We start from the raw sequence: 12,466 nt of genomic DNA, 5'->3' as shown, positions 1-12,466 counted from the left end.
GATAGCTTATAATGACGGACGATAAGCGACTGATTATATTTGATTGGGATGGCACCTTAATGGACTCGATCGGCCGGATTGTGTCATCGATGCAAAATACCGCTCAGTACATCGGTTTGCCTGTTCCAACCGATGTTGCCGTTAGAGATATTATTGGTTTAAGTCTTGAACCGGCAATAGAAAAATTGTTCGGTATGCTTAACCCTAAACAACTGGATAGTTTTTTGGCTCGATATCGTGATGAGTATGTTGATTTAAACCCAACACCGTCACCGTTATTTCATGATGCAAAAGCTATCCTCTCTGCATTGACCGATTCGGGCTTTCAGTTGGCTGTTGCAACCGGTAAAGCTCGTAGGGGCTTACAGCGGGTATGGTCAGAAAGTGAAACCGAACATTATTTTGCAGCTTCCCGGTGTGCCAGTGAGACATTGGGTAAGCCCGATCCTCAAATGCTGTATGAAATAATGAATGAACTCAAAACTCATCCGGAACAAACGGTAATGGTTGGTGATTCAGTTCATGATATAAAAATGGCGGTCGCAGCGGGTGTGCATCCGGTGGGTGTTAGTTTTGGTGTGCATGATGCAGAACGTTTACGCGAAGCCGGCGCAAGCATAGTGGTCGATTCGCTGTCAGAACTCAGCAATAAACTTATCAGGGAGACGTTATGACGTTGCCATTAATTCTGGGGTCAGGCTCTAAGTATCGTCGCGAAATTTTAGATAAACTTCACTTGAAGTATGACGTTGTGAAGCCCGATATTGATGAAACCGCTGTTACTTCTGAGAGTCCACAGCAACTGGTGGGGCGTTTAGCTGACGCTAAAGCCCGTGCAGTTGAACAACGTATGACTCATAACAACGCTGTTATTATTGGTTCTGATCAAGTCGCCGTTTGTGACGGGCAGATATTAGGGAAACCCGGTAATTATGAAAATGCTGTACGACAGTTGTCTGGCTTTGTGAGCAAAACGGTGACTTTTTATACAGGGCTGGCCGTTCTTAATACAGAGACTCAACAGTGCGAAGTGAGAGTAGAGCCTTTTGAGGTTGAATTTCGTCAACTGACAGTCAACGAAATAGAGCGCTATGTCGAGCTCGAAAAGCCTTTTGATTGTGCCGGAAGCTTTAAAAGTGAAGGACTGGGTATCAGTTTGTTCCGCCGTCTAAAAGGTAACGACCCTAATACCTTAATCGGGTTACCCGCTATCGCTTTACTGGATATGCTGAGAACTCACGGAATTAACCCTCTAAATAAGGATTAACGACAGATTTCCCTTGTCACTAAGGTGGAACTTCGTTAACATTCGCGCGCTATGCAAAAAGTTCGTATTCCCGTAACGGTAGACCCAGTCAAAAGTGCCAACAAGAAAGTGGTATATGATGGGGTAGTACCTGGCAAAACATTAACAAGACTTCAGGAAAGCTTGGTCGAACCATGCTCAGATCCCGAGGTCAGTGTTGAGTTTGGAATTGATGAGCAAGGCATTAGTTATTTTACAGGGAAAGCAAAAGTTGCTGTCAAAGTACTTTGTGAACGCTGTAATACGCCTCTGGATGTTGATATTCTCGCGCAATTTGCGTATGCTCCTGTCACTAAGCGGCAGGTAGCAGATGACTTTCCTGATAGCTATGAAGCTGTTGAGGTAAACGATTTTGGGGAAATTAACTTGCATGGGCTTGTTGAAGACGAATTAATTCTGGCTATGCCATTAGCTCCTAAGCACGATGCTAAGGCATGTCAGGTGGATCGTGATGCGATGACATGGGGTGAGATTGACGAATCAGTTGCTGAAGAGTCAGATAACCCGTTTGCCGTATTACAAGAATTGAAGCGTAAATAATCAGGAGATAGCGTAAATGGCTGTTCAAAAAAGTAAGAAAAGTCGTTCAAGACGCGACATGCGTCGTTCACACGATGCAATAGACGGCCCCACACTGTCGGTTGACTCAACTACGGGTGAAACGCATCGTCGTCACCACGTAACAGCCGACGGTTATTACAAGGGTCGTAAGGTCGTTAACAAGTAAGACAGGCCATGCCTGAACTGAACATAGCGATTGATGCAATGGGGGGCGATAATGGCCCCTCTATTGTTATAGAAGCCCTGGAAAAAGCGGTTCATCGGTATCCCGATGTTAAATTCACCGTTGTCGGGCACCAGCAAGAACTCGTCCCACTACTTGAAAAGTATCACTTAACTTCTCATCCTTCAGTAAAACTTAGCCATGCCGAGCAAGTCATTGAAATGGATGAAAAACCTGGTCAGTCTCTGCGGAGCAAGCCCGAATCTTCTATGCGAATTGCGCTCAATGCCTTAGCTGACGGTGAATGTCAGGCTATGGTAAGCGGCGGCAATACGGGCGCATTGATGACTAACGCCTATTTCACACTAAAGACCTTGCCCGGGGTGTTGCGTCCTGCCTTAATGACTGCTCTACCGAACCAAACGGGTGGAAAATCGTACTTGTTGGATCTTGGTGCTAATGCCAGCTGCGATTCAGAAACGTTATTCCAGTTTGGTGTGATGGGAGCAGTGGCAGCAGAGTACCTTTCTGACGTGCAGGCTCCTAAAATTAGTCTGTTGAACATGGGCGAAGAAGATATTAAAGGTAACGACGTTGTACGTAATGCGGCAGCGAGACTCGCCCAATGCGACCAGGTAAATTATATTGGTTTTATTGAAGGTAATCACTTGTTTAGTGGTCGTGCGGATGTTGTTGTTTGTGATGGCTTTGTCGGGAATATTGCACTCAAAAGCTGTGAAGGTCTGGCAACATTCATTATTGAACAAATGCGGGAAACGTTAAATTCACATTGGCTTTATCGATTTTTCTTTCGTTTCCTACAAAAAAGAACACATAAGTCCTGGGATAGACTGAAGCCCGACCACTACAACGGTGCGAGTCTGATAGGATTGCGGCATGTCGTGATAAAAAGTCACGGTAGTGCTAGCGCCGGCGCTTTTTATAGTGCAATTCAACAAGCCGTCGCAGAAGCGCATGAACAGCTTCCTGAGCGAATTAAACATCGTGTTGAAGCAGTCTTATCAGAACAGCTGTAATCAGTTAAGTAGCGTTATGACTTATTCAAAAATTGTTGGTACCGGGCATTATCTCCCAGAACAACGACTCACTAACGAAGAGCTCACCCAACGCGTTGATACTTCCGATGAATGGATTAAGGAAAGAACCGGCATCTCGGAACGACGTATAGCCGCAGCGAATGAAACAGCGGCAACGTTAGGGTATGAAGCTGCAAAAGAAGCGCTGGCATCAGCTAATCTGAGTCCACAAGATGTGGATATGATTGTGGTGGCAACAACTTCAGCGGAGCATGCGTTTCCAAGTGCTGCTTGTGAGATTCAACGGATGCTGGGAGTGACATCAATTCCGGCTTTCGATGTCGGAGCTGCCTGCTCTGGATTTATCTATGCGCTCTCAGTAGCCGACCAATTTATCAAAAGCGGTCAACACCAACGTATTTTAGTCATCGGCGCGGATGTACTGGCTCGCTTATGTGACCCTGAAGATCGCAATACCCTGGTATTATTCGGTGATGGCGGCGGGGCGGTTATTCTCGAGCAGAGTGACACACCCGGTATTCTGTCAACTCACCTCTACAGTGCGGGTGAGTATAGTCATTTATTAGGAGCTAAACAGGCAACCAGGGGCAAAGAAAGCAGTGCTGAAAGTGCCTGGATGTATATGAAGGGTAATGAAGTTTTTAAGGTTGCAGTGGCGAAATTGAGCAGTCTAGTGACAGAGACCTTGGCAAAAAATCAATTACATGCGCAGGATTTAGACTGGTTGATTCCACATCAGGCGAATTTGCGTATTATTAACGCCACAGCAAAAAAATTGCAGATGCCGATGGATCGGGTCGTTATTACTCTGGATAAAACCGGAAATACATCCGCTGCGTCGGTGCCCATTGCACTTGATTGGGCAGTTAAGGATGGGCGTATTAAGCGCGGCCAAAAACTTTTATTGGAAGCCTTTGGTGGCGGTTTCGCCTGGGGCTCCGCGCTGGTTCAATATTAAGAGGATAGTTATGACTAAAACAGCGTTGTTATTTCCGGGGCAAGGTTCACAAAGTGTCGGAATGCTTGGTGATTTATCAAATGACTTTGCACTAATTAAAGAAACGTTCTCTGAAGCCAGCAGTGCTCTGGATTACGATCTATGGAAATTGGTGCAGCAAGGTCCAGAGCAACAGCTGAATGAGACGCAACGTACTCAACCGGCATTATTAACGGCCAGTGTCGCTCTATATCGTGTAGCTAAAGAAAAGGGCTTGACCGATATTAGTGTAATGGCTGGACACAGTCTGGGTGAGTATTCAGCTCTTGTTTGTGCCGGGGTTCTTGATTTTAGTGATGCTGTTAAACTTGTCGCCTTGCGAGGGCAGTTTATGCAGCAGGCCGTAGCAGAAGGCGAAGGTGCCATGGCTGCAGTTATTGGCTTAGAGGATGCAGAAATTGAGAAAATTTGTTTAGAGCAGGCGGCTGGACAAGTTGTTACTCCAGTTAATTATAATTCGCCGGGGCAGGTGGTTATAGCAGGACACACGGAAGCGGTTGCTCGAGCTGCCGAAGCTCTGAAAGAAGCCGGTGCTAAGCGTGTTTTACCTTTACCCGTAAGTGTTCCGTCGCATTGTGCTCTGATGCAACCAGCGGCTAGCCAATTGGCTGAGGCATTGCAATCAGTAACTTTAAAATCAGCACGTACCCCCGTTATTAATAACGTAGATGTCGCTATAGCGGATAATGAAGCGGCTATTAAAGATGCGCTAGTGCGCCAACTTTACTGCCCAGTTCGCTGGACAGAAACGGTGGAACAGATAGCGAAAATGGATGTCGAAACAGCTTATGAAGTTGGCCCGGGGAAAGTTTTAACTGGGTTGAACAAGCGCATTACTAAGTCTTTTGGCTGTAGTGCACTGAATACGCTAGACTCTTTGAACTCACTTTAATTAAAAGGTTATTTACGTGCAAAACTTTGAAAATAAAGTCGCATTGGTTACCGGTGCAAGCCGGGGGATAGGAAAAGCAATCGCTGAGCTACTTGCCAGCCAGGGGGCCAAAGTCATTGGTACGGCTACCTCAGATAAAGGTGCCGCCGCGATTTCTGACTACCTTGGTTCAAAAGGCAAAGGATTAGCGCTTGATGTTACTGACTCAGATAGCTTGCAACAGGTCATCAAAGATATTGAGAAAGAATACGGTTCTATCGATATCCTTGTGAATAACGCCGGTATCACTCGTGATAATTTAATGATGAGAATGAAAGATGACGAGTGGGATGCCGTATTGAATACCAATTTGTCAGCGGTATTTAAGGTTTGTAAGGCGGTTGTGCGAGGTATGATGAAGCGTCGCAATGGTCGCATTATTAATATTAGCTCAGTGGTTGGTACCACTGGAAACCCCGGGCAAGTTAACTATTGTGCTGCTAAAGCTGGTTTAGTCGGATTTAGTAAGGCTATGGCAAAGGAAGTTGCAGCACGCGGTATTACCGTTAATTGTGTTGCACCGGGTTTTATCGATACCGATATGACAAAATCGCTAAACGACGAACAAAAACAAGCTATTTTTGATAATATTCCGGCTTCGCGTTTGGGCGAACCGGCGGAAATTGCTGCTGCGGTAGCATTTTTAGCATCTGACGGTGCAGCTTATATCACTGGTGAAACCATTCACGTTAATGGTGGTATGGCGATGGTTTAAGGGGTAAGCGGTACGACCTCTTAACTTTATGCTATTTTTTACTTTATTAATGGGGCTGGTTTCACTACACTACAGCCAATTTTCACTCTCGCGATGACTATTGAGGGATTTTATAATCATGAGTACTATTGAAGAACGCGTTAAAAAAATCATTGTTGAACAGTTAGGTGTTAAAGAAGAAGAAGTTAAGCCTGAAGCGTCATTTGAAAATGACCTGGGTGCTGACTCTTTGGACACCGTTGAACTGGTAATGGCTTTGGAAGAAGAATTTGAAACTGAAATTCCAGACGAAGAAGCTGAGAAAATCAAAACTGTTCAATCAGCTATTGATTACGTAAATAATCATTCTAACGACTAATTTGTCGTTGAACATGATATAAAAGGCGGAACCATTGGTTCCGCCTTTTTTGTTATGACAATACGAAAAATACTACTCAATAATAAGCCGTTTCATTTCTCTGAAATAGACAGAGGATTACAGTTTGGTGATGGGCACTTTACGACCATTCGGGTCGTAAACGGTGAACCCTTGTTCATTGAAAGACATCTGCAAAGGTTGTCTCAAGCGAATGCCCGTTTATTCATAAACCATTCACACTTTGATTCTCTCCATGAACGTATTCATAAGGCGTGTTCCGAATTCCGGGAAGGGGTTTGCAAAGTTATTGTCACCAGAGGATACGGTGGGCGCGGTTACAGCTTTTCGGATGATGCTGTTGCGAACGAGTATATTCAGGTGAGTGACTTGCCTGCACCGGTCCGAACAGTGCACCTTGGGCTTGCTGAGCTACGTTTAGCAAAACAACCCAAACTTGCCGGCTTAAAGACCCTAAACCGAATGGAACAAGTTTTATTGACTAAAGAGTGCCGTGCGTCAACATTTGATGATTTATTAGTGTGTGACTCTGATAATAATGTGATTGAAGCGATACAGGGTAATGTGTTTTGGCATAAGCAGGGTCAGTGGTACACACCTGATTTGAGTGTCGCGGGAGTTAACGGGGTGATTCGGCAACTCATTATTGATGGCGGGCTTCTTGGACCTCTGAATATTGGTGATTACTCACTGAATGAAATGGACAATATTGAACAGATGATAATCACTAATAGCGTCCGTGGCGCTGTTCGCGTGAGTCAGTTTAATGGTAAAGTATTGGATAATAGTGAGTTACCAGCGGTATTAGAACAGTTTACATTATGAAAATACGTCTTCCTTTATTGCTGCTTATTGTGGCGTTGGCAATGACAGTCACTGCAGCCTTTTTAGCGGGCCGGTGGTATTTGTCGCAACCGATAAAACCTGAGGCAACGACGCCTTTATTACTAGACTTTAAAGGTGGTGCAACAGCACGAAGCGTAACAAACCAAGTTACAGTGCATTTTCAATCCGGGCACTCAGCGGTAAGTTATCGTCTTAGCCAGATTTTTGCAGATATTAACCACTTGCAGGCAGGACTTTATGAAATACAAGGCCAGCAAAGTTGGTTTGATATTTGGAAGATGCTCAACCAAGGGCGTGAAAAAACCTTTAGTGTCACTTTAGTCGAGGGGTTAACTCTGCAGCAATGGTTAGCTCAACTTAGTGAACAGCCTTATCTTATCGATAAAACATCGGAGTTAAATGAGTCAGAACTGCGGCAAAAGCTGGGCATTGAAGAAGCGTCTGCCGAAGGCGTTTTATTGCCAGAAACTTATAGCTACAGGGCCTATACGACCGATATTTCTATACTGAAGCAGGCTTATATTTCAATGCAGAATGCCGTACAGCATGCCTGGGAGGAGCGTTCGGATCGCTGCCCCGTAAGCTCACCTTATGAACTGCTCATACTGGCTTCTATTATAGAAAAAGAAACGGGCTTGGCCGATGAACGTCCGTTGGTTGCCAGCGTTTTTGCTAATCGTCTGGCCACCGGCATGCGTTTGCAGTCTGATCCAACCACAATTTACGGTATTGATAACTTTGACGGTAACCTGACGAGAGCCCACTTGCGCGAAAAAACAGCCTATAACACCTATCGAATTAATGGGTTGCCACCAACACCAATTGCTATGCCCGGAAAAGCATCGATTGAAGCCGCCGCTAACCCGGTACGTTCTCCTTATTATTATTTTGTCGCGGACAAATCGGGTGGTCATGTGTTTTCTGAGACACTGAAAGAACATCAACAGGCTGTACGCCGATACCAACTGAACCAAGAGTGATTATGTCAGGAAAATTTATTGTTATCGAAGGACTCGAAGGTGCCGGCAAAAGCTCGGCTATAGCAAGTGTTGTTACGCACTTGCAAGCTAAAGGGATTCAGGCTGAGACGGTTCGGGAGCCAGGCGGAACTCCGTTGGCGGAGTCTCTGCGCGATTTAGTAAAAAAGAAGTGGGATGAAAAAGTCAGTCCAACCACTGAGCTATTATTGATGTACGCGAGCAGAGTTCAGCTTGTTGATAATATCATTAAGCCAGCGTTAGCCAAGAATCGCTGGGTGATTGGCGATCGGCATGATTTATCGTCAAGAGCTTATCAGGGAGGTGGGCGTGAGCTTGGCGATGAATTGCTAGAAAAAGTACGCAAGATTACGTTAGGACGCTTTACACCGGATTTAACCCTATTGCTTGATGTTGATGAAAAGAAAGGTCTTGAGCGTGCGCGAGAGCGCGGAGAGCTTGATCGGATTGAAGAAGAGGATTTGGCGTTTTTTCAGCGGACTCGGCAAGCCTATCTGAACATTGCCGCTAAAGATCCAAGCATTATTGTTATTGATGCAAATCAGTCAATGCTGGACGTGCATCAGGAAATATTAAGAGCAATTGAGGAGTACTTGTTTTAATGGCTTTTCCATGGCTGCGAGAACCTTGGCTGAGACTAGTCGCGAGTGCAGAAGCAGGGCGCTTGGCTCATGCCTATTATTTGCAGCACAATGTCGAGGCCGGTTCAACTGAGTTTATTCAGCGGTTGAACCAGTTTTTATTGTGTAAGCAGCCGGGGAAGAGTGCCTGTGGAAAATGTAAATCCTGTTTACTTTACCAGTCAGGTAATCATCCGGATACCTGGACAATTGATGGTGCTGAGGTTAACCGTATTGGTGTCGATAGCGTTCGAGAGTTACAGAGAAACGTTATGCAAACGGCAAACCAGAGCGGTTTAAAAGTTGCGGTAATATTACAGGCTGAGAAAATGACAGAGCAGGCGGGAAATGCTTTGTTGAAAGTTTTGGAAGAACCTCCGTCAGATACACATTGGTTAGTTTCAACGGCCGATGCCGAGCGATTACTTCCAACACTAAGAAGTCGTATGCAATGGCTCAGTGTCTCTTATCCAACGACCATCCAAAGCGACGAACAAATTGATTTTGCGAAAGAACTTTTGATTGCTTTGAGAGGGCAAAAAGAGTTTCCATTATTAAAAGACAAAGAGGTTGCTTTAGCTTGGCTCGATGTTTCTGAAAACTTGCTCCTCGACTGGCTGCTAATGAGTCAAAATGCGGCAACCAGTCGCTTGCGGTATCAGCCGTTAGTGGATGATTTGCAGCAGGTGAGTCGCTTTGAATGGGTCAGTGTTGCTCAACTGAGTGAATGGGTATCAGAATGCCGACAGTTACGTCAGCGATTTCAGGGGTCAACCGGGATTAATTTACCGCTATTATTAAGTTTTGCATGGAGTCGCTGGGCAGATAGCTTTTCGCGGTAGCTACTCCGTAGAAAGGAGCCGTCCGTGCTGACCTTAAAATTTAAACCTGGTTCTGCCATTGAGTTTGCCACACACGTTCTTCCCGAGTTTTCCTCATTTACTTTGCTTGTATATCATGACGCAAGCTGTCTCGATGAGCTCGCGCTTGGCGATAAGATGATATTAGAAATTGAAAGGTTTGAATCAAACCAGGACGTTCTGCGTTTAGATGTAACGGTTGTTTTCCGTTTTGAGACTGAAGAATTGAAGCATTGGTTAGCGGTTTCGATTTCACCCAAGCAGCACGCGATAATTCACTCTGTTCGTTACCTTTGCCGCCATCATACAAGTGAATATGGTAAACTCTTTCATCAACTTGTTAACGACTCTTGTCACTGTCATAAACGCTAAGTGGAGCCCTCTATGTTTGTCGACTCGCATTGCCATTTGGATAAAATTAATCCTGAAAAAGCGGGTGCTCAGTTAAAAGATATTATTAATAAGGCACGTGCTAACAAAGTTGAACACATGCTGTGTGTCTGCGTTACTCTTGAAGACTTTCCTGCTATGCAGGCCGCGGTTGCGGAGTTTGAGGACGTTTCGATTTCTTGTGGGGTACATCCGCTATACGTCAAAGACAGCCAAACTCCTATAGCTGAACTCAGTATAAAATTACGCGAGCTGGCTTCTGCAGACCATGTTGTAGCAGTTGGAGAAACAGGTTTGGATTATTTTTATCACCCTGAATCAAAAACCTTACAGCGGGAGAACTTTGAGCAGCACATTGAAATAGCAAGTGACATAAATAAACCGCTGATTATTCATACCCGTGATGCGCAGGATGACACCTTGTCGTTATTAAGAAACGGGCACGCTGAGAAACCAGGTGGTGTTCTGCATTGCTTTACAGAGTCTCTTGAGATGGCTAAAAAAGCCATTGATGATCTCGATTTCTATATTTCTATCTCGGGTATCGCTTCGTTCCGAAATGCTCAACAGTTACGTGACACAATAAAAGCTTTGCCACTGGAGAAATTGCTTATCGAAACCGACAGTCCTTGGTTAGCGCCGGTTCCTCATAGAGGTAAAGAAAACCAGCCTGCCTATGTTGTGGACGTTGCAAAGTGTGTTGCTGATGTGAAGGGAGTGACCTTAGAAGAGGTAGCGAAGACAACAACAGCCAACTATTACAAGCTGTTTAGTAACTCTTAATTAGCTGTGAATAACTTGTGTGCTAGTTTATGAAAATTCACTAAAAACAGTAAGATAAAAATTTTCACTAAAATATTAGACATCTCTTCAATATTGTCTAAACTGAAATTTACCGAACAAATTTTAGGCGAATTATTTTATCGTTTTATCATGAGTTAGCGCACGGCTCATTACTTGAGCCATTCCCCTATACCCGGAACAATTTGGATTGGTTCCGGGTTTTTTTTGCCTTTTAAATCATATCTGATAGAAAAGATAGCGATCAAAAACAGGACTTTTTAGGTACAAATAAATCAAGAAAGTTTATTGAGAAATCATGCTTATAGATTTGAACTGAGGAGTCAGCGATGAGTGCAACAGTTGAAAGTAATGAACGTCCAGACTATGACGAAGTGATTCAAACTATCGCAGACTATGTCATTGATTATGAAATTAAGAGTGATGAAGCTTGGAATACCGCCCGCAATTGCCTGATGGATACTTTGGGGTGTGGCTTGTTAGCTCTGCGTTTTCCGGAATGCGCTAAACATCTGGGGCCTTTAGTTGAAGGAACGACTGTTCCAAACGGGGCTCGGGTACCGGGCACTCAATTTCGTATGGATCCGGTAAAGGCGGCCTGGGATATTGGCTGCATCATTCGTTGGCTGGATTTTAACGACACTTGGTTAGCCGCTGAATGGGGACACCCGTCGGATAATTTAGGTGGCATATTAGCGACTGCTGATTTTATTTCGCAAAACCGATTGTCGAAGGGTGACAAGCCTTTAACGATGAAAACCGTTTTAGAGGCTATGATTAAAGCGCATGAAATTCAGGGCAACTTAGCCATTGAGAATAGCTTTAATCGTGTCGGCCTTGATCATGTGGTTCTGGTAAAGGTCGCTTCTACTGCTGTCGTTACTTGGTTAATGGGGGGCTCCAGAGAGCAAATCATGGCAGCGGTGTCGCAAGCCTGGGTTGATGGTCAGTCTTTGAGAACCTATCGACATGCGCCCAATGCAGGTTCACGAAAATCGTGGGCAGCGGGGGACGCCACCTCGCGAGCCGTTCGCTTAGCGGATATGACGATGCGCGGTGAGATGGGCATTCCGGGAGCACTGACAGCACCTCAGTGGGGCTTTTACGATGTCTTATTTAATAAGACGAATAAAGATCAGCAACTGAAACCAGAATCTGATTGGGAATTTAAATTTCAAAGAGACTATGGCAGTTATGTCATGGAAAACATCCTGTTTAAGTTATCATTTCCTGCTGAGTTCCACGCTCAGACTGCTTGCGAAGCAGCGGTGACACTGCATCCAGAAGTAAAAGACAGAATTGATGAGATAGAAAAAGTCGAGATTACCACTCATGAGTCGGCTATTCGCATTATTTCCAAACAAGGAAAGCTGGCAAACCCCGCTGATCGCGATCACTGCCTACAGTATATGACCGCGGTGCCTTTACTCTTTGGGGAGCTCAATGCGGATCATTACGAGAACGGATTTCATGAAGGTAACCCCGTTATTGATACCATTCGGGAAAAAATTCAGGTGGTTGAGGACAAAGAGTTCAGTAAGGATTATCACGATCCGAGTAAGCGTTCTATTGCTAATGCGTTGCAGGTGTTCTTTAAAGACGGGAGCAGCACGGAAAAAGTCACTGTCGAGTACCCGATAGGACACAGACGACGTAGAGAAGAGGGGGTATCGGTGCTTGAGAGCAAATTTAAAGCAAATTTAGCGACACGCTTCCCTGAGCAACAGGTGAATTCTATTTTTAACCGTTGTAGCCAACAAGTGTCTTTTGAAAATATATCGGTTAATGACTTTATGGATATGTTTGTTATTTAGTCCATATTTAAAAGTCAAAAGTAAAAAAGC

General features: G+C 44.7%; 16 protein-coding genes. All 16 read left to right on the top strand.

The features are described from left to right. The first annotated feature begins 11 nt into the window (after positions 1-11). Complete coding sequence (locus tag CWI78_RS00995; RefSeq protein WP_126779383.1) at positions 12-674, top strand: HAD-IA family hydrolase; 663 nt, start codon at positions 12-14, stop codon at positions 672-674. Beyond that, a complete protein-coding gene (locus tag CWI78_RS00990) occupies positions 671-1,267 on the top strand; it encodes a Maf family protein (RefSeq protein ID WP_126779381.1) in 597 nt (198 codons plus the stop codon). Before CWI78_RS00995 ends, CWI78_RS00990 begins: the two co-directional genes overlap by 4 nt. A gap of 51 nt (positions 1,268-1,318) precedes the next feature. After that, positions 1,319-1,846 carry a 23S rRNA accumulation protein YceD gene (yceD, locus tag CWI78_RS00985; protein WP_126779379.1) on the top strand — a complete coding sequence of 176 codons (528 nt, stop codon included), beginning with the start codon at positions 1,319-1,321 and terminating at the stop codon, positions 1,844-1,846. Between the two features lie 16 nt (positions 1,847-1,862). Then, complete coding sequence (gene rpmF, locus CWI78_RS00980) at positions 1,863-2,033, top strand: 50S ribosomal protein L32 (RefSeq protein ID WP_011234590.1); 171 nt, start codon at positions 1,863-1,865, stop codon at positions 2,031-2,033. Between the two features lie 8 nt (positions 2,034-2,041). Next, complete coding sequence (plsX, locus tag CWI78_RS00975) at positions 2,042-3,067, top strand: phosphate acyltransferase PlsX (RefSeq protein ID WP_126779377.1); 1,026 nt, start codon at positions 2,042-2,044, stop codon at positions 3,065-3,067. A gap of 16 nt (positions 3,068-3,083) precedes the next feature. Beyond that, the gene (locus CWI78_RS00970; protein WP_126779375.1) at positions 3,084-4,046 is read left to right on the top strand and encodes a beta-ketoacyl-ACP synthase III; all 963 of its coding nucleotides are present in this window, start codon (positions 3,084-3,086) and stop codon (positions 4,044-4,046) included. 10 nt (positions 4,047-4,056) lie between these two features. After that, entirely contained in the window at positions 4,057-4,977 is a 921-nt protein-coding gene (gene fabD / locus CWI78_RS00965) for an ACP S-malonyltransferase (protein ID WP_126779373.1), read from the top strand. A gap of 16 nt (positions 4,978-4,993) precedes the next feature. Continuing rightward, complete coding sequence (fabG, locus tag CWI78_RS00960) at positions 4,994-5,731, top strand: 3-oxoacyl-ACP reductase FabG (RefSeq protein WP_126779371.1); 738 nt, start codon at positions 4,994-4,996, stop codon at positions 5,729-5,731. Between the two features lie 118 nt (positions 5,732-5,849). Next, complete coding sequence (gene acpP / locus CWI78_RS00955) at positions 5,850-6,089, top strand: acyl carrier protein (RefSeq protein WP_011234585.1); 240 nt, start codon at positions 5,850-5,852, stop codon at positions 6,087-6,089. A gap of 54 nt (positions 6,090-6,143) precedes the next feature. Further along, positions 6,144-6,932: an aminodeoxychorismate lyase gene (pabC, locus tag CWI78_RS00950; RefSeq protein WP_126779369.1), complete on the top strand. Its 789-nt coding sequence runs from the start codon at positions 6,144-6,146 to the stop codon at positions 6,930-6,932. After that, entirely contained in the window at positions 6,929-7,933 is a 1,005-nt protein-coding gene (gene mltG, locus CWI78_RS00945; RefSeq protein ID WP_126779367.1) for an endolytic transglycosylase MltG, read from the top strand. Before pabC ends, mltG begins: the two co-directional genes overlap by 4 nt. Before the next feature lie 2 nt (positions 7,934-7,935). Further along, on the top strand, positions 7,936-8,553 hold the full coding sequence (gene tmk, locus CWI78_RS00940) for a dTMP kinase (protein ID WP_126779365.1): 618 nt from the start codon (positions 7,936-7,938) through the stop codon (positions 8,551-8,553). Then, a complete protein-coding gene (locus tag CWI78_RS00935) occupies positions 8,553-9,413 on the top strand; it encodes a DNA polymerase III subunit delta' (RefSeq protein ID WP_126779363.1) in 861 nt (286 codons plus the stop codon). Before tmk ends, CWI78_RS00935 begins: the two co-directional genes overlap by 1 nt. Positions 9,414-9,437: 24 nt before the next feature. Next, positions 9,438-9,803: a hypothetical protein gene (locus tag CWI78_RS00930; protein ID WP_126779361.1), complete on the top strand. Its 366-nt coding sequence runs from the start codon at positions 9,438-9,440 to the stop codon at positions 9,801-9,803. A gap of 12 nt (positions 9,804-9,815) precedes the next feature. After that, the gene (locus CWI78_RS00925) at positions 9,816-10,604 is read left to right on the top strand and encodes a TatD family hydrolase (RefSeq protein ID WP_126779359.1); all 789 of its coding nucleotides are present in this window, start codon (positions 9,816-9,818) and stop codon (positions 10,602-10,604) included. 347 nt (positions 10,605-10,951) lie between these two features. Continuing rightward, complete coding sequence (locus tag CWI78_RS00920; protein WP_126779357.1) at positions 10,952-12,436, top strand: bifunctional 2-methylcitrate dehydratase/aconitate hydratase; 1,485 nt, start codon at positions 10,952-10,954, stop codon at positions 12,434-12,436. The last annotated feature ends 30 nt before the right edge of the window (positions 12,437-12,466 follow it).

The organism is Idiomarina ramblicola, from assembly GCF_003987255.1.
GTDB classification, from domain to species: Bacteria; Pseudomonadota; Gammaproteobacteria; order Enterobacterales; family Alteromonadaceae; genus Idiomarina; species Idiomarina ramblicola.
This window is presented reverse-complemented; position numbering and strand designations above follow the sequence as displayed.

Excerpts from the sequence above, each read along its gene's own strand:
- CWI78_RS00995 (WP_126779383.1), top strand. The coding sequence starts at position 12 with ATGACGGACGATAAGCGACTGATTATATTTGATTGGGATGGCACCTTA.
- CWI78_RS00990 (WP_126779381.1), top strand. The coding sequence starts at position 671 with ATGACGTTGCCATTAATTCTGGGGTCAGGCTCTAAGTATCGTCGCGAA.
- yceD (WP_126779379.1), top strand. The coding sequence starts at position 1,319 with ATGCAAAAAGTTCGTATTCCCGTAACGGTAGACCCAGTCAAAAGTGCC.
- rpmF (WP_011234590.1), top strand. The coding sequence starts at position 1,863 with ATGGCTGTTCAAAAAAGTAAGAAAAGTCGTTCAAGACGCGACATGCGT.
- plsX (WP_126779377.1), top strand. The coding sequence starts at position 2,042 with ATGCCTGAACTGAACATAGCGATTGATGCAATGGGGGGCGATAATGGC.
- CWI78_RS00970 (WP_126779375.1), top strand. The coding sequence starts at position 3,084 with ATGACTTATTCAAAAATTGTTGGTACCGGGCATTATCTCCCAGAACAA.
- fabD (WP_126779373.1), top strand. The coding sequence starts at position 4,057 with ATGACTAAAACAGCGTTGTTATTTCCGGGGCAAGGTTCACAAAGTGTC.
- acpP (WP_011234585.1), top strand. The coding sequence starts at position 5,850 with ATGAGTACTATTGAAGAACGCGTTAAAAAAATCATTGTTGAACAGTTA.
- pabC (WP_126779369.1), top strand. The coding sequence starts at position 6,144 with ATGACAATACGAAAAATACTACTCAATAATAAGCCGTTTCATTTCTCT.
- mltG (WP_126779367.1), top strand. The coding sequence starts at position 6,929 with ATGAAAATACGTCTTCCTTTATTGCTGCTTATTGTGGCGTTGGCAATG.
- tmk (WP_126779365.1), top strand. The coding sequence starts at position 7,936 with ATGTCAGGAAAATTTATTGTTATCGAAGGACTCGAAGGTGCCGGCAAA.
- CWI78_RS00935 (WP_126779363.1), top strand. The coding sequence starts at position 8,553 with ATGGCTTTTCCATGGCTGCGAGAACCTTGGCTGAGACTAGTCGCGAGT.
- CWI78_RS00925 (WP_126779359.1), top strand. The coding sequence starts at position 9,816 with ATGTTTGTCGACTCGCATTGCCATTTGGATAAAATTAATCCTGAAAAA.
- CWI78_RS00920 (WP_126779357.1), top strand. The coding sequence starts at position 10,952 with ATGAGTGCAACAGTTGAAAGTAATGAACGTCCAGACTATGACGAAGTG.